Source organism: Nonomuraea sp. NPDC002799 (assembly GCF_053592075.1).
Window position 1 is genome coordinate 248,253 of sequence record NZ_JBSFVA010000010.1, and the last position, 19,097, is coordinate 267,349.

At 72.4% G+C, this 19,097-nt stretch carries 21 protein-coding genes; 10 read left to right on the forward strand and 11 right to left on the reverse strand.

What is annotated here, in order from left to right; genetic code table 11:
- Positions 1-144: 144 nt before the first annotated feature.
- Positions 145-2,154 carry an ATP-dependent DNA helicase gene (locus ACWD0F_RS20820; protein WP_449877740.1) on the forward strand — a complete coding sequence of 670 codons (2,010 nt, stop codon included), beginning with the start codon at positions 145-147 and terminating at the stop codon, positions 2,152-2,154.
- An 11-nt stretch (positions 2,155-2,165) separates the two neighbouring features.
- Here the strand turns inward: ACWD0F_RS20820 and ACWD0F_RS20825 are convergent, their stop codons facing one another.
- The 9 genes from ACWD0F_RS20825 to ACWD0F_RS20865 form a co-directional block, all read right to left on the reverse strand.
- Positions 2,166-2,918, reverse strand: coding sequence for an SGNH/GDSL hydrolase family protein (locus tag ACWD0F_RS20825; RefSeq protein ID WP_449877742.1), 753 nt, complete (start codon positions 2,916-2,918; stop codon positions 2,166-2,168).
- Entirely contained in the window at positions 2,915-3,349 is a 435-nt protein-coding gene (gene aroQ, locus ACWD0F_RS20830) for a type II 3-dehydroquinate dehydratase (RefSeq protein ID WP_449877744.1), read from the reverse strand. Before aroQ ends, ACWD0F_RS20825 begins: the two co-directional genes overlap by 4 nt.
- Positions 3,346-4,416 carry a 3-dehydroquinate synthase gene (gene aroB / locus ACWD0F_RS20835; protein ID WP_449877746.1) on the reverse strand — a complete coding sequence of 357 codons (1,071 nt, stop codon included), beginning with the start codon at positions 4,414-4,416 and terminating at the stop codon, positions 3,346-3,348. The genes aroQ and aroB overlap by 4 nt, the downstream gene beginning before the upstream one ends.
- On the reverse strand, positions 4,413-4,913 hold the full coding sequence (locus ACWD0F_RS20840; RefSeq protein WP_449877748.1) for a shikimate kinase: 501 nt from the start codon (positions 4,911-4,913) through the stop codon (positions 4,413-4,415). The genes aroB and ACWD0F_RS20840 overlap by 4 nt, the downstream gene beginning before the upstream one ends.
- Before the next feature lie 49 nt (positions 4,914-4,962).
- A complete protein-coding gene (gene aroC, locus ACWD0F_RS20845; RefSeq protein WP_449877750.1) occupies positions 4,963-6,144 on the reverse strand; it encodes a chorismate synthase in 1,182 nt (393 codons plus the stop codon).
- A gap of 43 nt (positions 6,145-6,187) precedes the next feature.
- Complete coding sequence (locus tag ACWD0F_RS20850) at positions 6,188-6,772, reverse strand: prepilin peptidase (RefSeq protein ID WP_449877752.1); 585 nt, start codon at positions 6,770-6,772, stop codon at positions 6,188-6,190.
- Positions 6,773-6,891: 119 nt separating this feature from the next.
- A complete protein-coding gene (locus ACWD0F_RS20855) occupies positions 6,892-7,422 on the reverse strand; it encodes an SseB family protein (RefSeq protein WP_449877754.1) in 531 nt (176 codons plus the stop codon).
- A gap of 11 nt (positions 7,423-7,433) precedes the next feature.
- Positions 7,434-8,627, reverse strand: a complete 1,194-nt coding sequence (locus ACWD0F_RS20860; RefSeq protein WP_449877756.1) for an HD domain-containing protein — start codon at positions 8,625-8,627, stop codon at positions 7,434-7,436.
- A gap of 38 nt (positions 8,628-8,665) precedes the next feature.
- Positions 8,666-9,013: a PadR family transcriptional regulator gene (locus ACWD0F_RS20865; protein WP_449877758.1), complete on the reverse strand. Its 348-nt coding sequence runs from the start codon at positions 9,011-9,013 to the stop codon at positions 8,666-8,668.
- A gap of 55 nt (positions 9,014-9,068) precedes the next feature.
- On the opposite strand from ACWD0F_RS20865, the gene ACWD0F_RS20870 reads away from it, so the two are divergent.
- Entirely contained in the window at positions 9,069-9,668 is a 600-nt protein-coding gene (locus ACWD0F_RS20870; RefSeq protein ID WP_449877760.1) for a nucleotidyltransferase family protein, read from the forward strand.
- Positions 9,669-9,724: 56 nt separating this feature from the next.
- Here the strand turns inward: ACWD0F_RS20870 and bar are convergent, their stop codons facing one another.
- On the reverse strand, positions 9,725-10,816 hold the full coding sequence (gene bar, locus ACWD0F_RS20875; RefSeq protein ID WP_449877762.1) for a barbiturase: 1,092 nt from the start codon (positions 10,814-10,816) through the stop codon (positions 9,725-9,727).
- A gap of 165 nt (positions 10,817-10,981) precedes the next feature.
- On the opposite strand from bar, the gene ACWD0F_RS20880 reads away from it, so the two are divergent.
- Both ACWD0F_RS20880 and ACWD0F_RS20885 read left to right on the forward strand, forming a co-directional pair.
- Positions 10,982-11,650, forward strand: a complete 669-nt coding sequence (locus tag ACWD0F_RS20880; RefSeq protein WP_449877764.1) for an alpha/beta fold hydrolase — start codon at positions 10,982-10,984, stop codon at positions 11,648-11,650.
- 119 nt (positions 11,651-11,769) lie between these two features.
- Entirely contained in the window at positions 11,770-12,852 is a 1,083-nt protein-coding gene (locus ACWD0F_RS20885) for an FUSC family protein (protein ID WP_449877766.1), read from the forward strand.
- Positions 12,853-12,964: 112 nt separating this feature from the next.
- Here the strand turns inward: ACWD0F_RS20885 and ACWD0F_RS20890 are convergent, their stop codons facing one another.
- Entirely contained in the window at positions 12,965-14,131 is a 1,167-nt protein-coding gene (locus ACWD0F_RS20890) for a pyridoxal phosphate-dependent aminotransferase (protein WP_449877768.1), read from the reverse strand.
- Positions 14,132-14,157: 26 nt separating this feature from the next.
- On the opposite strand from ACWD0F_RS20890, the gene ACWD0F_RS20895 reads away from it, so the two are divergent.
- The 6 genes from ACWD0F_RS20895 to ACWD0F_RS20920 are packed head-to-tail and all read left to right on the forward strand — an operon-like array spanning position 14,158 to position 19,067.
- Positions 14,158-15,879 carry an alpha/beta fold hydrolase gene (locus ACWD0F_RS20895; protein WP_449877770.1) on the forward strand — a complete coding sequence of 574 codons (1,722 nt, stop codon included), beginning with the start codon at positions 14,158-14,160 and terminating at the stop codon, positions 15,877-15,879.
- Positions 15,876-16,796, forward strand: a complete 921-nt coding sequence (locus ACWD0F_RS20900; protein ID WP_449877772.1) for a DUF418 domain-containing protein — start codon at positions 15,876-15,878, stop codon at positions 16,794-16,796. Before ACWD0F_RS20895 ends, ACWD0F_RS20900 begins: the two co-directional genes overlap by 4 nt.
- A complete protein-coding gene (locus tag ACWD0F_RS20905) occupies positions 16,756-17,532 on the forward strand; it encodes a carbon-nitrogen hydrolase family protein (RefSeq protein ID WP_449877774.1) in 777 nt (258 codons plus the stop codon). Before ACWD0F_RS20900 ends, ACWD0F_RS20905 begins: the two co-directional genes overlap by 41 nt.
- A 25-nt stretch (positions 17,533-17,557) precedes the next feature.
- On the forward strand, positions 17,558-18,004 hold the full coding sequence (locus tag ACWD0F_RS20910; RefSeq protein ID WP_449877776.1) for a hypothetical protein: 447 nt from the start codon (positions 17,558-17,560) through the stop codon (positions 18,002-18,004).
- Positions 18,001-18,396 (forward strand): hypothetical protein, encoded by a 396-nt coding sequence (locus ACWD0F_RS20915; RefSeq protein ID WP_449877778.1) that lies wholly within the window; start codon positions 18,001-18,003, stop codon positions 18,394-18,396. The genes ACWD0F_RS20910 and ACWD0F_RS20915 overlap by 4 nt, the downstream gene beginning before the upstream one ends.
- Before the next feature lie 44 nt (positions 18,397-18,440).
- Entirely contained in the window at positions 18,441-19,067 is a 627-nt protein-coding gene (locus ACWD0F_RS20920) for a transcriptional regulator (protein ID WP_449877780.1), read from the forward strand.
- Positions 19,068-19,097: the final 30 nt, after the last annotated feature.

Sequence of the window (19,097 nt, forward strand, 5' to 3'; positions counted from 1 at the left end):
ACCCCTTCGGTCACACCGGGTAAAACTTTGCTTTGCCAGTTGGAGTTCCGATCGCCCAGTGTGCCACGCGTGTCGGCGAAAGGGTCCGCGAACGTCGGGATGCGTCTGGCCGATCACTCGCCGTCCCGGCACGACGGCTCGGGAATGCGGGTACCGTTTACTGCCGTGCCGGACTCCCATCTCCCGTCAGTGGACGAGCTGCTCAGCATCGCGGTCAACGCTCTCGGAGGGAGCGAACGGCAGGGCCAGATCACGATGGTCCAGGCCGTGCAGAAGGCGATCGACGACAAGGAGCATCTGGCCGTCCAGGCGGGCACCGGGACCGGCAAGTCACTGGCCTACCTCGTGCCGTCGATCCGGCACGCGATGGACAGCGACACGCCCGTCGTGATCTCCACGGCCACGATCGCCCTGCAGCGCCAGCTCGTCGACCGCGACCTGCCGAGGCTGTCCGAGGCGCTGGCCAAGGAGCTGCCGCACGAGCCGACGTTCGCCATCCTCAAGGGCCGGCGCAACTACCTGTGCCGCTACAAGGCGACGGCCGGCTGGCCCGAGGAGGACGAGCAGGACCAGCTCTTCGACCCGCGCGAGGTGAGCGCGACCGGCCGCATGGTCCAGCGCATCCAGGAGTGGGCCGAGGAGACCGAGACCGGCGACCGCGACGAGCTGGTGCCGGGGGTGAGCGAGCCGGCCTGGCGGCAGTTCTCGGTGAGCGCGCAGGAGTGCCTGGGCGCCACCCGCTGCCCGAGCGGGGCCGAGTGCTTCGCGGAGCTGGCCAGAGCGCGGGCGGGCGAGGTCGACGTGGTGGTGACCAACCACGCGCTGCTGGCCATCGACGCCATGGGCGACCTTCCGGTGCTGCCCGAGCACGAGGTCGTGGTCGTCGACGAGGCGCACGAGCTGGTCGACCGGGTGACCTCCGTGGTGACCAGCGAGGTCTCGGACGCGTCGGTGACGCTGGCGGTGCGCCGCGTCGGCAGGCTGATCGAGCAGCCCATCGCCGACCGGCTCCTGGAGGCGGGCGAAGACCTCAAGGCGCTGCTCGCCGCCGCGCCGCCCGGACGCATCGACGAGCTGCCGCAGGTGCTCGGGCTCACCCTCCAGCTCGTCCGCGACACCGCCTGGCGCTGCATCTCGGCGCTGGGCTCGCGTAACGCCGACAAGGACGACCCCGACAAGGCGGGGCAGCGCAAGGCGGCCTTCATGGCGCTCGACGAGGTGCACGACACGGCCGTGCGCATGCTGGAGGCCTACGGGCACGCCGCGGAGGCCGACCGCGCCGAGGTGGTCTGGCTCGACGCCGGCACCGACCGGCGCCCGCCCTCGCTGCGGGTCGCGCCGCTGAGCGTGAGCGGCATGTTGCGCGACAAGCTGTTCGGGGAGCGCACGGTGGTCCTCACCTCCGCCACGCTCGCTCTCGGCGGCACGTTCGACGGCCTGGCGGCGCAGTGGGGGCTCGGCGACAACAAGGGCTGGCAGGGCATGGACGTCGGCTCGCCCTTCGACCACCCGCGCGCCGGCATCCTGTACGTCGCCAAGCACCTGCCCCAGCCCGGCCGCGACGGCCTGCCCCAGCAGTACCTCGACGAGATCACCGAGCTCATCGAGGCGGCCGGCGGGCGCACGCTGGGGCTGTTCTCCTCGATGCGCGCGGCCAAGGCGGCCACCGAGGCGCTGCGCGACCGGCTGGACGTGCCGCTGCTGTGCCAGGGTGACGACTCGACGATGCTGCTGGTCAAGCAGTTCGCCGAGGACGAGCCGACCTGCCTGTTCGGCACCCTCTCCCTCTGGCAGGGCGTCGACGTGCCGGGCCCGTCCCTGCGCCTGGTCATCATCGACCGGGTCCCGTTCCCCCGTCCCGACGACCCCCTGACCTCGGCCAGGCAGCGCCACGTGGCGGCCAGGGGCGGCAACGGCTTCATGGCGGTGGCGGCCAACCACGCCGCCCTGCTGCTGGCCCAGGGAGCCGGCCGGCTGCTCCGCGCCCAGGACGACAAGGGCGTGATCGCGGTCCTGGACCCGAGACTGGCGACGGCCCGCTACGGCAGCTTCCTCCTGGGCTCCCTGCCGCCCTTCTGGCGCACGACCGACCCCGCCATCCCCAGGGCGGCCCTGAAGCGCCTGGCGGCGGAGTCCGACGAACCCGCCGCCTGAGCCGTAAGAGGCTAGAAAGGCGAAAGGTCGGGACGCTTGGGAGAGACGCCGTCGCCGGAGGAGACGCCGCGCAGGCGGCGGCTCACCCACGGAACGAGGTGCTCACGCAGCCACTGCGCGTCCTCGCGCCGCCGCGCCCGCGGATCCACCGCCCGCTCCGGCCAGTCCTTGCGCCAGTCGTCGAACGGCACTCCCAGCACGTCCAGCACCCGGGCCGCCACCAGCCGGTGGCCGTCCTCGTTCATGTGCAGCCGGTCCGCGCTCCACGCCCGCCAGTCGCGCAGCCCCTGCATGGACCACTGATCGACGAGCTTGCACCCGTAGAGGTCGGCGATGGAGCGCACGTGCAGGTAGTAGATGGCGAACCGCCCGCGCAGCCGCCGCATCAGCGGCGTGTCCCTCGGGTCCACCCCCGTGAACAGCAGCACGTCGGCCCCGCCCGCCCGCAGGTCGCGCACGGCCCGCGCGAGCTGTCTGGCCATGACGTCGGGATCGCTGCCCGGTCTGAGCAGGTCGTTGCCGCCGGCGCACAGGCTGACCAGGTCGGGCGCCATCTCGACGGCCCGCGGCACCTGCTCGGCGACGATCTGGCCGAGCAGCTTGCCGCGGACGGCCAGGTTCGCGTAGCGGAAGGAGGGGTCGTCGGCGGCGAGCCGCTCGGCCACCCGGTCGGCCCAGCCGCGGTAGTGCCCGGCGGGACCGGGGTCGTTCAGCCCTTCGGTGAAGCTGTCGCCGAGGGCGACGAAGGACTTGTAATGCCTCATGAGGTGGGTTTCATCTCCGCGATAGCGTTCAGCGCAAGGACGTATGACTGTAGTCCGAAGCCCGCGATCGTGCCCGACGCCACCCCGGCCACGACGGAGGTGTGCCGAAACTCCTCCCTGGCCGCCGGGTTGGAGATGTGCACCTCGACGAGCGGGGCCGTGCGCTGGGCGATGGCGTCGCGCAGCGCGTAGGAGTAGTGGGTGAAGGCCGCCGGGTTGAGCGCCACCGGGATGCGGCCGTCCGCGGCCTCGTGGATCCAGCCGATCAGCTCGGCCTCGCTGTCGGTCTGGCGCACCTCGACCTCCTCGCCGAGCGCCCGGCCGGTGTCACGGCAGAGCGCGACCAGGTCCGCGTACGTCTCCGCGCCGTAGACGGAGGGCTCGCGGGTGCCGAGCCGCCCGAGGTTGGGCCCGTTCAGGACGAGGATCATGAGGAGATCTCCTTGTAGGCGGCGTCGAGCAGCTCTTCCGCGGGGTCTTCGAGTCGGCCCGGCCTGGCCAGGTCGTCGAGCACGACGAACCGCTGCTTGGCGCCGCGGTTCTTCTTGTCGAGGCGCATGTGGTCGCGCAGGCGCGGCCACGCCTCGGCGCGGTAGGCGGTGGGCAGGCCGACGCCGGTGAGGATCGACCTGGTGCGTTCGACCAGGTCGGCGCGGCCGGCGAGCCTGGACAACTCGGCGGCGTAGACCATGCCGATGGCGACGGCCTCGCCGTGGCGGATGCCGTAGTGCTCCTCGCGTTCGATGGCGTGGGCGAGCGTGTGGCCGTAGTTGAGGATCTCGCGCAGCCCGGCCTCGCGCAGGTCGGCGCCCACGACGTCGGCCTTGACCTGGATCTTGCGCTCGATCAGCTCACGGGTGTGCGGCCCGTCCGGCCTGGTGGCGGCCTCGGGGTCGGACTCGATGATCGTGAGGATGGCCGGGTCGGCGATGAAGCCGCCCTTGATGATCTCGGCCAGCCCCGCCACGTAGTCGGCCTTCGGCATGCTCGCCAGCGTGCCGAGCTCGCACAGCACGCCGGCGGGCGGCAGGAAGGTGCCCACGAGGTTCTTGCCTTCGGGGGTGTCGATGCCGTTCTTGCCGCCGACGGCCGCGTCGACCATGGCCAGCAGGGTCGTGGGCACGAGGACGACCTGTACGCCGCGCAACCACGTGCCCGCCACGAACCCCGCCAGGTCCGTCGTCGCGCCCCCGCCCACGCCCACGACGGCGTCGGAGCGGGTGACGCCGTGGCGGCCGAGCGCGGACCACAACCCGGCGGCCACCTCGACGGTCTTGGCCGCCTCGCCGTCGGGCACCGGCAGCTCGGCCACCTCGTAGCCGGCCTCGGTCAGCGCCGCGCAGACCGGCCGGGAGATCTCGGGCAGGCTCGCCGGATGAACGACGGCGACCGTGCGCACGCCGGGCTTGAGCAGCGTGGCCAGCTCGGCCAGCACGCCGGTGCCGACCACGACGTCGTACGGGCTGTCTCCGCCTACGGTGATCCTGGTGGCGGTCATGCGCGCAATCCCCGGGCGATCTCGTCGGCGAGCTCTTCCGGCTCGCGCTTGTCCGTCACCACGGTCATCACGGCCAGCCGCTCGTAGACCGGCCGCCGCTCCTCCATGAGCTTCTTGAGCTGGCTGCGCGGGTTGAGCACGAGCAGCGGCCTGGCCGAGGCGAGCCCGACCCGCTGGATCGCGTCGGCGAGGCCCACCTGAAGGTAGACGACGTGGTGGCCGCCGAGCAGAGCCTGGGTCTCCTCGTGCAGGACGGCGCCGCCGCCCACCGACAGGATGCCGTCGTGCTCGGCCAGCGCCTGACGCACGGCCTCGTGCTCCAGCTCGCGGAAGCGGGCCTCGCCGTCCTCGACGAAGACGTCGGCGACGGGCTTGCCCGCCACCCTCTCCACGTCGGCGTCGGTGTCACGGAACGCGACGCCGAGCCGCTCGGCGAGCAGCCGCCCGACCGTGGTCTTGCCGGACCCGGGCGGCCCGATCAGCACGACGATGCTCATTGCCCACTCACCATTCCTCGCTCTGTGCGGGCCCGCCGGGCCGCGGCCGTCACTTGATCACCATGGAGGAGAGGTAGCCGGACAGGTTGCGGGCGACCTCCTCCACGGAGTCGCCGCCGAACTTCTCGATCGCCGCGTCGGCCAGCACCAGCGCGACCATCGCCTCGGCCACGATGCCGGCCGCGGGGACGGCGCACACGTCGGAGCGCTCGTGGTGGGCCTTGGCGGCCTCGCCCGTCTTGACGTCGATCGTGGCCAGTGCCCTGGGCACCGTGGAGATGGGCTTCATCGCGGCGCTGACGCGCAGGATCTCGCCGTTGGTCATGCCGCCCTCGACGCCGCCCGCGCGGTTGGTGATGCGCTTGACGCCGTCGTCCGCGGTGTATTCGATCTCGTCGTGGGCTCGGGAGCCGGGCCTGCGCGCGGTCTCGAAGCCGTCGCCGACCGCGACGCCCTTGATCGCCTGGATGCCCATGAGCGCTCCGGCGAGCCTGGAGTCGAGCCGGCGGTCCCAGTGCGTGTAGCTGCCCAGGCCCGGCGGCAGGCCGTAGGCGAGGACCTCGACGACGCCGCCGAGCGTGTCGCCGTCCTTGTGGGCCTCGTCGATCACGGCGACCATCGCGGCGCTGCCCGCGGCGTCGGAGCACCTGACCGGGTCCTCGTCGATCCTGGCCAGGTCGCCCGGCCCCGGCAGCTCCTCGGCCGGGGTGCGGGCGCCGCCGATCTCGGTGACGTGGCTGACGATGTCGACGCCGAGCGCCTGCTTGAGGAAGCGCCTGGCGACCTCGCCGAGCGCGACGCGGGCCGCGGTCTCGCGGGCGCTGGCCCGGTCGAGCACCTGCCTGGCGTCGTCGAACCCGTATTTCTGCATGCCGGCCAGGTCGGCGTGGCCGGGGCGCGGACGGGACCTGGGGGCGTTGCGCGCCAGGCCCTCCAGCTCGGCCGGGTCGACCGGGTCGGCCGACATGACCTTCTCCCACTTGGGCCACTCGGTGTTGCCGATGCGGATGGCGACCGGGCTGCCCATCGTGCGCCCGTGGCGTACGCCACCCGAGATCGTCACCTGATCCTGCTCGAACTTCATCCGGGCGCCACGCCCATAACCGAGCCTGCGGCGGCGCAGGGCCTCGTCGATGGCGGCCGTGGTCACCTCGACCCCGGCCGGCAGGCCTTCGAGGATGGCGACGAGTTCGGGCCCGTGGGACTCTCCGGCGGTCAACCAGCGCAACATGCGTACAAGTCTTCCATGTGTGAACGAGTGAGACGTCCCTCGTTCACCAGGCGAGACCAAGTGTCGTGAACGCGCCGAGCAGCATGAAAGGCCCGAAAGGGAACTGGGTGTGCCGGGTGCCCCGCCTGGTCAGCAGCAGGCCCAGGCCGTAGAGGGCACCGAGCAACTGCCCGCAGAAGGCGGCGAGAACCAGCGCCTGCCAGCTCAGGGCCGCGCTCGCCATCCCGATGAGCCCGGCCAGCTTGACGTCGCCGAAGCCCATCGCGTCCGGCCGCAGGAGCCAGAGCAGCCCGTAGACCACGGCCAGCGCCGCCCCGCCGGCCAGCGCCCTGGGCAGCTCTCCGGTCGGTACGAGGGCCAGCGCGGTGATCGGGTACGCCGGGAGCGTGATGGCGTCGGGGAGCAGGAAGGTACGCCAGTCGATGACGGCCAGGGCGGCGCCTATGACGGCGAAGCAGACGTACGGTGCGCCGAGCCGCCAGGCGACGAGGGCGGCCACCGCCGCCGTCATCACCTCGATGACCGGCGGCCAGGCCGGGACCGGGTTGACGCGGTCGTCGTAGGAGTCGGCCAGCGCCCTGATGGCGCGTCCGCAGAGCAGCCCGATGAGCGCCATGAGTGCGACCACGAGCGCACCTTAGTGCGCGGCCTCCGCGCGCCGGGGCCGATCACCGCACACCGGTCTGAAAGACGCCGGACTCCTGGCCGGGGGCTCGGCGGTTGGCCGGCTCGGGCGGACAGCGGCGTTCAGCCTCTTCTGGGGAACCAGCGGCGTTTGCGCGCGGGCTCCACCCTGGCCACGGTCACGTCGCTGAGCCCGTCGAGGGTGCCGGACTCGATCGCGGCGAGCGCCTCCAGCACCTCCCCCTCGATCACGAACTGCACCGGCCCCGCCACGTCCACCACGACCGCCGCCGCCCGCTCCTGCACGGCGGCCTGGCAGACCTGGAGCGTGGTGGCCTGGATGGGCCGGGCGTCGGGCCGCCACTTGACCAGCGGCTCCGTGCCGGTGAACGCGAGCACCGCCTGCCTGCCGTCCTGCCCGACGAGCTTGGGCAGCGCCATCTCGCTCTCCTTCTCCTGCCGCAGCCCGTGGGCGCCGACCTCGGACTCGGTCAGCAGCGCGACCACGGGCACGAGGAGGCGGGCTCCGGCCAGGGCGTTCAGGACGTCGCCCGCGGTGGCCGTACCGGCCTGGTACGCGGCGAGCGCGGCCGTCACCTCGGGGGCGGCGCTGCCGTCGTCGTGCGGGTCGAGGGGTTGCGGAATGCTCGGCACAGCGTCCGAGACTACCCGCGCCCGCCCTCGCCCCCGCCCCCCGCCTCGCCTTCGCACCCGCCCTTGACCCCGCGCGCAGCCTTGCCCTCGCGCCCCACCTTGCCCGTATGCCCCGCCTTGATGCCGAGTCTGGCTCGTAGCGTGTGCACCCCGGCGGCGAGCACCGGTGGCATGGTGATCAGGATGGCCAGCGCGTCGCCGAGCCCGCCGGAGGTGTTCAGCACCAGCCAGGCGAGCAGCGGCGCGAGCCCGCTCCAGACCCGCAGGTCCGAGGCCAGCACCCACCGCAGGCAGCGGGCCCCCGCAACGCGCGCACCCGCGAGCCACCTCGGCTGGTAGCCGCTCCCTCGGGAGCGCAGGGTCACCGCCAGGGGTGGCATGTTCCGGATGACCTGGGCCGCGAACCGGAGCCGCGCCTTGCGGCCGGCGGCCTCGTGCAGCTCGCCGAGCCATTCCTCCAGCCAGCGGGCGCGGACCCCGGCGGGAAGCATGATCGCGCCCACCGCGATGAGGCGGAAGGACGCCCGGACGCCGTCGCTCCGTGCCGCGTTCCCGGCCGGACTCCCGGCCGCGCTTCCGGCCGCGCTTCCGGCCGTACCGGCCACGCTCCCGGCCAGTGTGGCGGTGGCCAGCCCTTCGAGCTCCTCCTGGATCTGGCGTAACCCGATCATCCCGGCGACCGGGGCGTACAGCTCCAGCGTCTGCCGGCTCTTCGACCGCTGTTTCTCCTCGGCCAGGAACCGCATCGTCCGCTGGTTGTGCAGCCGGTGCGCCAGCCTGATCGTCAGCACGCGGGTGTCCGTGGTGGCGACCCAGTCCTGCGGCCGTGACGACTGATCATCGAGCGGGTCCAGCTCACGCACCAGGCCGGCGATCGGCTCCCCGAACTCGCGCACCAGCTCCGCCTCCGGGCAACCGGTGCCCGGCAGCACGTCGTGCAGCACGTCATGCAGCAGGGCCGCGCAGAGCAGGTCGTGCCCCATGCCCAGCTCGGCCAGGATCGCGGCCACGGCGACCGGATGGGTGATGTACGGATCGCCGCTGCATCGCCGCCGGCCCCGGTGCCAGTAGGCGGCCACCAGGTAAGCCCGCTCGACCAGCCGCAGCTCCGCACCGGTGAGCGTGCCGCCGACGGCGTTCAGCACCGGCCGGAGCGAGCCGTCCGCCGTCCCCTCGCCGCTCGCGACGTTCCCTTCGCTGCTCACGACTCGCCTCTCCCCGCTCACGACTCGCCGCCTGCCGCTCACGATCCGCCGCCCGCCGGCCCGGGGCGGAACAGCCGGCCGGGAACGGGTCGCCTGCGCGAGCGGTAGGCCCCGGCGATGGCGGCGCGGCTCCGCTCGGCACCGTCGGTGGTGAGGCGGTAGTAGCGGCGGCGCGGGCGGCCCTGCTCCACGTGCCTCTCCGGGTCCTCCCAGCGGCTCTCCACCCAGCCGATCCGCTCCAGCCTGGCCAGGATGGGATAGACGCTGCCGCCGGCCAGCCCGGCCAGCCCGCACAGCTCCAGCCCGTACCGGTCACGCTCGGGCTCGCTCAGGAGCACGCGGAGGACCGCTTGCGTGGGCAGGGTCATCCGTGGATCGCTCCGCATGACTCGAACTCTATATAGGTAGAGAAAGCCGCCCGGCTACCCTTCCGGTGACACCATGGGTCTGGTGCGGATAGGACGCCTCCCCCTCGACGAGCAACTCCCCGCCGTGCGCGCCGTGCTGGACGGCAACCCGGCCCTGACCGCCGTCCTGCGCCAGGCCCGCGCCCTCGACCTGCCCGGCTGGTGGGTCGCGGCGGGCGCGGTCGCGCAGACCATCTGGAACCACGTGACCGGCCGGGCCCCCGAGCACGGCATCAAGGACTACGACCTCATCTATTACGACTCCACCGATCTGTCGTGGGAAGCCGAGGACAGGGCCATCAGGGCCGGCCGGGAGGTGTTCGGCGACGTGCCCGTGGAGATCCGCAACGAGGCTCGCGTGCACCTCTGGTACGAGCGGCGCTTCGGCGTGCCCTGCCCGCCCTACGTCAGCGCCGAGGACGCCATCGGCTCCTTCCCCGCCACGGCCTGCTGCCTCGGCGTCCGGCTCACAGGCTCCGGCGCGTGGCGGCTGCACGCCCCGTACGGCGTGGCCGACGCCTTCGACCTCGTCGTCCGGCCCAATCCCCGCCAGGCCCCGCGGCACGTCTACGAGGCCAAGGCGGAGCGGTGGGCCGGCACCTGGCCCGAGCTGACCGTGCTCCCCTGGACCTAGCCGGAGCCTGACCGTGCTCCTCTGAAACCGGCCGAGCCGACCGGGCCCCTCGCGAGCTAGCCGAGGTCGGCGATGGCCGCCACGGGTCCGCCGCCCGACGGCCCCTGGTGGACGGCGGCCACCGAGACGAACACCGCGGGATCACCCGTGACCGCGGCGGCCACCCCGCCCACCGTGGCCTTGATCTGCCGGTGCCAGTGCACGTCGGAGTCGTCCAGCATGATGTTGCGCCGGCCGCGCACCCGCCCCGACGGGTCGGCCTCGCACTTCATGAAGACGTTCACCAGCCGGTCCCCGAGGTCGGAATGGTGCGGGCGGCCGGGCAGGGACAGGCCGGAGTCCCTGATGGCCTCCCAGATGCCGTCGGCGTCCAGGGCGTCCTTCATGACGCTGTGGCCGATGCGGTAGCGCCCGCCGATGCCGCGTACGTTCCCCACCAGCACGATCTGCGCCCGATCCAGCTCCACGCCGGAGGAGCAGGAGGCCACCGACGAATACAGCGACAGGTCCTTGTGGATCTGGTCGGCGCGCGGCATCTCGATCTCGCCGAGGGCGACGGCGACGCCCAGGGCGGTGGTGGAGTTGGACAGGTCCATGGAGGGGCCTGTGTCCTCGATGGCGGTGTCCTGGCCGCGGCTCTTGGCGTCGGTGATGGTGGCCAGGGTGAGCAGCGGCGTCTTGGTCTGCACGTAGTGGACGTCACGCGGATCGTCGATGCCGGCGGTCTTCATCGCCTCGCGCACCCCGGCGGCGACCTTCTCCACCATGGCGGGCCGCCCGATGTCCTCGGGCAGGATCACCTCGCTCATCGCCACGCCCACCGACAACCGCGGCTCGTCGGAGGCGGGCGCGCCGGCCGTGGTGGCGAAGATGGTGGCGTGCGGGCTCAGCACCCCGTCGGTGCCGCCCGACCACACCAGCGGAACGGTGTCCGGGGCCGGATGCCCATGCTCGGCCAGCACCTCACGGAAGGCGCGGTCGGCCAGGATGCGCGTGTAGTCGTTCACACCGCCGTTGCCCTCGGTCTTGCCGACGACGGCGAGCACGCGGTGCGCCTCGATCACCCCGTCGGCGATGAGCCGCGACAACCCGGAGGCGTCGGTGACGCTCTCGATGGGCACCTTGCGCACTTCGATCGGGTCCGGCATGCGGATATCCCTTCCTCGCTAGCCCCCTGGCGACGCTAGCCGAGCCGGTCAGCGGGGTTCATGGTCAATGTGTGCCCATGAACTCCGCCGACGATGTCAAGGTGCGCTCAGTGCGAACGGCCGGGGACGCGAGCCGAGCGTCGTCGTGGCGGTAGGGTGCCGGATGTGATTCGCGAAGCGCACGTTAACGGGATCAAGCTCGTATACCGCGAGGAAGGCGACCCCACGGCTCCGCCGCTCGTGCTGATCCACGGTCGCACCGCGAACCACAACGACTGGAACGGCGTCACCCAGCACTTCGCCGACCGCTACCACGTCTTCGCCCTCGACCTGCGCGGCCACGGGGGCAGCGACCACACGGGCGCGTACCCGCTGCCCGCCATGGCCGAGGACGTCGCCGGGTTGCTCGATCGGCTCGGCATCGGCCGGGCCACGCTGATCGGCCACTCGCTCGGCGGCGCGGTGGGCTACCACCTGGCCATGAGCCGTCCGGATCGGGTCGAGCGGCTCGTCCTGGAGGATCCGGCGCCGCCGGTCCCGCTCGAAGGGCGGGCGCCGCTCGTGGAGGACGACTCCACCGGGTTCGACTGGCGGATGATGCACGACACCGAGCGGCAGCTCCTGCATCCCGATCCCGCCTGGGTGGACGAGCTGGCGAAGATCACCGCGCCGACGCTGGTGATCGGGGGCGGCCGGCTGAGCCCGTTCGACTCCGAGGGGCTGGCGGCGCGCATCCCGGGGGCCGCGTACGTGGTGATCGAGGTGGGGCACCTGGTCCACGTCAACGCGCGCGCCGCGTTTCTGCGGGCCGTCGACTCCTTCCTGGACGCCTGACCGGCGGAGGCGATCCAGCGGCCCTGACGTGCGGGAGAGCGGAAACTTGGCCGGGACGAAAACGTCCTTGCCGGGGCAAATGTGACCGTAACGTCATATAGATCCGCCAAGGTGGAGAGGTGCGAACGAGGCTCGGCGATCATGTGAAGGAACGGCTGGGCACGTTCGGCCTGATGGCGCCCTCCATCGCGCAGTGCGCGGTCGGAGCCGCGCTGGCCTGGTTCGTCGCCGTCGAACTGCTCGGCCACCCCCGCCCCTTCTTCGCCCCGATCTCCGTGCTGATCTGCGTGGGCGTCGGGCTCGGTCAGCGGCTGCGCCGGGTGGCGGAGCTGGTGGTGGGCGTCAGCCTCGGAGTCGGCATCGGCGACCTGCTGGTGTCCCAGATCGGCTCGGGCGCCTGGCAGCTCGCGCTGGTGGTCGGCCTGGCGATGGCCGTGGCGGTGCTGCTGAACAGCGGCGCGCTCTTCGTGGCGCAGGCCGGGTCGTCCGCCGTGCTGGTGGCCACGCTGGTGCCCGGCGAGGGGGTCGGCGGGCTGGACCGGATGGCCGACGCGCTCACCGGCGGCATCGTCGGGATCGCGGCGGTGGCGCTGCTGCCCGCGAGCCCGTTCACGATCGCGGCCAAACATCTGTCCGGGGTGCTCGACGCGCTGTCCACGGTGATGGAGCGGGCGGCCGAGGCGATCGAGAAGCGGGACGTGGAGCTGGCCGCCGACGCGCTGGAGGAGGCGCGCGACACGCAGGCGGCGGTGGAGGAGTTCGGGATGGCGCTGGAGACCAGCAAGGAGATCATCATGATCTCACCGCTGCACTGGCACCGGCGGGCCCGGCTGGCCCGCTACGAGACCGCCGCCGTTCCCGTGGACCTGGCGCTCCGCAACGCCCGGGTGCTGGCCAGGCGGACGCTGGCGGCGCTCGGCGAGGCCAGTCCCCCACCGGCCGCGCTGGCCGAGGCGATGCGGGAGGTGTCGGAGGCGGCGCTGCTGCTGCAACTGGAGCTGGGAGCCGGGCGCGAGCCGACGCTGGCGCGGCAGGCGCTGCTGGCGGTGGCGGCGCGGGAACGGCCCGACGGGCTCGGGTTCTCGGCGCACGTGATCATCGCGCAGCTCCGTTCGGTGGTGGTCGATCTGCTGGAGGCGACCGGGATGGAGCACGAGGCCGCCACGGAGGCGCTGACCCCGCTGGACGAACCCGCCACGTGACGCGTCCGCGATGACCGGGCCGTGACGCGCTCGCGACGGCCGGACACCGTGACGCGCCGGCGGTGGCCGGCGCCGTCCGCGACGGCGCTCGCCGCCACGGGCGCCCGGCGCGTCAGGCCGACAGGCGCTTCAGCCGGGTCACCGCCTCGTCGATGACCTCGTCCTTCTTGCAGAACGCGAACCGCACGAAGTGCCGCCCCCGCTCGGGATGGTCGTAGAAGACCTGCGTGGGGATGGCGACCACCCCGGCCAGCTCGGGCAGGCGGCGGGTGAGCTCAAGACCGTCCTCGAAGCCCAGCGGCCGGATGTCGGTCTGCACGAAGTACGTCCCCGCCGGCCGCAACACGGCGAACCCGGCCGCCGCCAGCCCCTCCATGAGCCGGTCGCGCTTGTCCTGCAGCCCGGACCGCAGCGCCGCCACCCACTCCAGCTCGTGCCGGAGCCCGAAGGCCACCGCGAGCTGCCAGGGCGCGCTCGCCGTGAACGTGAGGAACTGCTTGACCGTCTGCACCGCCAACAGCAGCGGGGGCGGCGCGCACACCCAGCCGGTCTTCCACCCGGTCACCGAGAACGTCTTGCCGGCGGAGGAGATCATGACGGTGCGCTCGCGCATGCCGTGCAGCGTGGCCAGCGGGATGTGCTCGACCCCGTCGAACGTCAGGTGCTCGTACACCTCGTCGGTGATCGCGATCAGCTCGCGCTCCCGGCACAACTCCGCGATGACGGTCAGCTCCGCGCGGGTGAACACCGTGCCCGTCGGGTTGTGCGGCGAGTTGACCAGGATGGCCTTGGTCCGCGGGGTGACGGCGGCGCGCAGCTCGTCGGGGTCGAAGGTGAAGCGGCCCTCGACCGGCCGCATCGTGACGGCGACGAGCCGGGCTCCGGCCAGCGCGATCGAGGCGGCGTAGGAGTCGTAGTAGGGCTCGAACGCGATCACCTCGTCGCCCGGCTCGCACAGCGCCAGCACGCTCGCCGCGATGGCCTCCGTGGCGCCCACCGTGACCAGGATCTCGTTCGCCGGGTCGTAGTCCAGCCCGTAGTGGGCCGCGTGGTGGTCGGAGACCGCCCGGCGCAGCTCCAGGAGCCCGGGGCCCGGCGGATACTGGTTGGCGCCCGCGCCGATCGCCTGGACCGCGCGGTCGAGCATCGCCGCGGGCCCGTCGGTGTCGGGGAAGCCCTGACCCAGATTGATCGCCCCGGTCTGTACGGCCAGCGCGCTCATCTCGGCGAAAATGGTCGTGCCGAAGGCGCGCATCCTGCTTACAAGTGGTTCGGTCACGGTCCCAGACTATTAGTGTTCGTCTGGTGATCACTCGGGTCGTGCTCGCTCTCGCCCTGACCGCTCCCCCCGTCGTGACCTCGGCCGACGCCGGACCTCCCGCCTGCCCGGTCGCCATGCCGCCCCGCACCTCCTGCGGCTTCCTCGTGGTTCCCGAGCGTAGGGACGCGCCGGAGCGGCGGATCGAGGTCGCCTACGCGGTCCGCACCTCGGCCGCGAAGGACCGCAAACCCGACCCGATCGTCTACATGGGCGGCGGGCCCGCGTCGTCGTCGCTCCAGCTCACGGGACTTCTGAGCGAGATGTTCCCCGATCGCGACGTGGTGACGGTAGAGCAGCGCGGCAGCGGCTGGTCCAGGCCGGCCCTGGGCTGTCCCGAGACGGCCGGGGCGCTGCTCGGGCAGGTGCGCCGCCCGCCCGCCGACGTCGCCGCCGCCGCGGTCAGGTGCCGTGACCGGCTCCGCGAGCAGGGCGTCGACCTGCGGGGCTACCGGACAAAGGAGATCGCGGCCGACGTGGTCGCGTTACGGCAGCAGCTCGGCTACCCCTCCTGGAACCTGTTCGGCGTCAGCCACACGACCAGGGTCATGCTGGCCGCGGCCGCGGCCGACCCGCAGGGCGTGCGCTCGGTGGTGCTCGACTCGTTCCTGCCGGAGGGGGTCGCCTGGTACGACGACGCCGGACGGAACCTGTCCGACACGATGGCGCGGCTGGGGGTGCGGGACGCGTTCGCCGCCATGACGGCCAGGCTCAACAGGACGCCCGCGCGGGTGCCGGCGACCGATCCGCTGCTCGGCAGGGCGTTCACGGCGTGGCTGAGCGGCGACGACGTGGCCGCGCTCATGGCGGAGGCGCTGCGCGAGGCGGAGGTGGCCGAGGTGGCGCCGGCGATGGTCGCCGCGCTGGCGGACGGGCACGACGAGTTGTTGCGCCCGCTGGCCGACGCGGCGGGCGAGGGGCTGATGACGCACGCGTCCGGGTCGTATCACGCGGTGCAGTGCCAGGACGAGGTCCCGTTCAACACCTCCACTTCCAAGTCATTCACCATAAATGCGGATAAGGCGGTCTGTACTGCCTGGCAACTGCCCAAGTCCCAGCCCGTCAACGCCACCACCAAGGCCCCCGTCTACGTCCTGGGCGGCCAGTACGACCCCACCACCCCGCCCAGGACCAGCAGGCCGGCCGCCGAGGCCCTGCCGGCCGGCCGCTTCGAGGAGTTCGCCGGCGCCTCCCACGCCGTCTTCCCGACCAGCGCCTGCGCCCGGGGCAAGATCGTCGCGTTCGTCGGCGACCCGGCCGCCCCACCGACCGCCTCACCGGCCGCCCAACCGGCCGCCCCCTGTCTCGACGGCGCCGGTGCGCGGACGGGCGGTCTGCACGTGACCGGGGCGCCGTACCAGATCTCCCGGTCCCCCTGGCTGGCCGTGCCCTTCGTGCTGTTCGTGCTGGCGTCCCTGATCCAGCTCCTCACGGGCGCGCTGAAGGGCCGGGGCCTGGTGGCCTTCGGCGGCCTGTCGGGCGTGGCGTTCGGCGGGCTCATCGTCCAGTCCGTCCTCACCCTGGCCGGCCGGAACGGGACCGCCCTGGCCGTCGGCGTCCCCGACCTGATCGACGCCTACACCTGGATCGCGGGCGGCTCGGCCGTGCTGACCGCCGCGGCCCTGCTCCGCCACCGCCGCTGGCCGCTGATGGCGGCGACCGCCATCAGCGCCGGTTTCCTCGTATGGTGGTTCACCTGGTTCCTATGACGCGCATCCGTGAGCTCGATGCCCTCCGCGGCTTCGCGGTGGGCGGCATCATGCTGGTCAACACCTGGCAGCACACCGTCCACGAGCCGCGGACGGCGCTCGACTGGACGATCGAGGCGCTGGTCCAGAGCCGGTTCTACCCCGTCTTCTCGCTGCTGTTCGGGATCAGCTTCATGCTGTTCCTGCGCGGCAACAGCCGGTGGGCGCTGCTGAGCAGGCTGTTCTGGCTGTTCTGCTTCGGCTACCTCCAGCACACCTTCTACGAGGGCGAGGTGCTGACCGACTACGCCTTCTACGGCGTGCTGGTGCTGCTGCCCGCCTCGTTCCTGGCCGCCGGCCTGCCGGTGCTGCTGCTGGGGCTCGTGGTGGTCACGTGGGGAGTCCTGGCCGGCGGCGGCGTGTTGCTCATTCCCGGGGTGTTCCTGGTCGGCATGGGGTTGTGGCAGCTGCGTCCGTCCAGGCGGCTGCTGGTGCCGGCCTTCGCGGTCACGGCCCTGGCCACCTTGCTGCTGACCGGCGCGTGGGTGATGACGAACGAGTGGGTCGTCTACAGCGTGGCCGCCCTGGCGGGCGCGGCGGCGTACTCACTGGGCCTGCTGCTCGTCCTGCGGCCCTGGTCGTCGGCGGTGCTGGAGCCGCTGGGCCGGATGGCGCTGACCAACTACGTCACCGGCACCGCGGTGATCGTCGCGGCCACGCCGCTGCTCAACGCCGACCGCACCCGATGGTCGGTGGTGGCGCTGACGGTGGTGACGCTGAGCGCGCAGCTCCTGCTCAGCCGTTGGTGGCTGGCGAGATACAGGTACGGCCCGCTGGAGTGGACCTGGCGCTGCCTGACCTGGTTTCGACTGGTGCCCAACCGGTTAGAGTCGGGCCGTGACCACAATCGCCCTCTGCCAGATCCCGGTCTCCCCTGACCCGTCGACGAACCTCAAGAGGGCCAGGGAGGCGCTCGCCAGAGCCGAGGGGGCCGACCTCGCGATCTTTCCCGAGGCCACCCTCACCCGCTACGGCAGGCGCGTCACCGACCTGGCCGAGCCCCTGGACGGGCCGTTCGTCTCGGGCCTGGCCGAGGCCGCCAGGGAGCACGGGCTGCCGGTGATCGCCGGGGTCTTCGAGTCCGGTGAGGGCCGGGTGCGCAACACGGCCGTGGCCCTCGACGCGCAGGGCGCGCTGAAGGCGGCTTACCGGAAGATCCACCTGTTCGACTCCTTCGGCGCGAAGGAGTCGGATCTGGTCGCGCCCGGCGCCGAGCCCGTGGTCGTGGAGCTGGCCGGGATCCGGATCGGGCTGGCGACGTGCTACGACGTGCGCTTCCCCGAGCTGTTCAGGGCGCTGGTCGACGGGGGCGCGGAGTTGTTCGCGGTGATCGCCGCCTGGGGTTCCGGGCCGCTCAAGGAGGAGCACTGGGTCACCCTGGTCCGGGCGCGCGCGCTGGAGAACACGACGTGGACGGCGGCCGTCGGGCAGGCGCCCAACCCGGCCGAGTCCTCCGACGGGTTCGGGGTCGGGCGCAGCATGCTGGTCGATCCGCTGGGCGTGATCCGCGCCGACGCCGGCACCGCCCCGGGCGTGCAGGTGGCGCGGGTGGATCACGAATGGACCACGACGGCCAGAGCCACCCTCCCCTGCCTCCAACATCGGGTGCTCTGACGTCAACCGACCGTAAAGTAGAACAGTGAGCGGAACGCAGATGCAGAAGGTTGTCCCGCCGCGTCTGCTCGTGCCTTACCTCTCGGGCAAACGCACCGTCATCTCGGGCTACGTCTACCGGGTGCAGGACTGCGTGCGGTTGACCACGCCGGAGTCCCTCTACCACGGGCTCGACCTGTCCTTCGACGGGTCGGACCTGTTCGCCGAGGTGCCCGAGCTCTACCTGATGCGCTGGCACGCGCGCGACGTCGACACCTACGCGGTCCCGTACGGGCCGCACATGGGCGGTGACTGGAGCGACGCGCCACCCTTCGCCGGCAACGGGTTCACGACCTCGTCGGAGCACGTGGTGCCGCAGTTCCACACCGTGCCGATGCCGATTCCGGCCGGGGCGGAGATCGTGCACGTGAGCGAGGACGGCGAGCGGCCCTTCGCCGCGTACGACGGGCTGACCTGGCGGCCCGCCGCATGAGCGACGAGATCGCGCCGGTCGCCTCCGGCTTCGTCGCCCGCTTCGGCGAGCACACCCTGCCCGCCGCCCTCGGCCCCGACAACGATCAGGTGGTGCTGTTCAGCGAGGTCGAGGTGGAGGGGTTCGAGGCCGTCGCCGGCTACTGGCGGCGGAGCGTGCCGAGGGCGCAGGTGGAGTGGCTGGTGCTGATCCGCACGGTGGGGGCGTTCGGCGGCGAGCCGTGCATCGTGCTCGACGAGGACGACGACGGGCTGCACATCGCCTACACCGGGCACAGCGGGATGAAGGCGGAGGCGCTGGGCTACTGGATGGTCGATCACGGCGCCTACGAGGTCGTGGTGCCCCGGGAGGAGGTCTTCTCCATCCGGGTCGAACGCGTTCCCGTCCCCTGAGCCGCCACCCCCGTGCATGCGGATCATCGGTGTAGCCTGGCGCCGTGCCGAAATCTCCTCATCCGACCGACACCGACCTGCTGGTGCTGCACGCCCTTCGCTGCATCGGGTTCGCCGGCCTCGGCCGGGTGGCCGAGGCGACGGGGCTGCCCGAGCCCGACGCGGAGTCCGAGCTCATCGATCTCGGGGTGGCCGGCCTGGTCACCCACGTCGCGGGCGACTTCGGCGGGTGGGGTCTGACCGACGAGGGCCGCGCCGCGGACGCCGAGCGGATCTCGCAGGAGCTGGACGCGGCCGGGGCCAGGGGCGCGGTGGCGGCGGCGTTCGACGACTTCCTGCTGCTCAACCCGGAGCTGCTCGACCTGTGCACGGCCTGGCAGATGCGCTCCACCGACGGCGTCGCGGCGCTCAACGACCACAGCGATCCCGCCTACGACTCCCGGGTCCTCGACCTGTTCATCGACTTCGACGGGCGCGCCGACGCCGTCTGCGGGGAGTTGTCGGCGCTGATCTCGCGGTTCGGCCGTTATCGGGTCCGGCTCACCGGCGCGCTCACGCGTGCCAGGGCCGGCGAGCTGGATCACCTGGCGGACACCACCGAGTCCTACCACGCCGTGTGGTTCCAGTTGCACGAGGACCTGCTCGTCACCCTGGGCAGGCCGCGCCACTGAACCGCTCATGATCGCGTGGTGGCGGAGGGG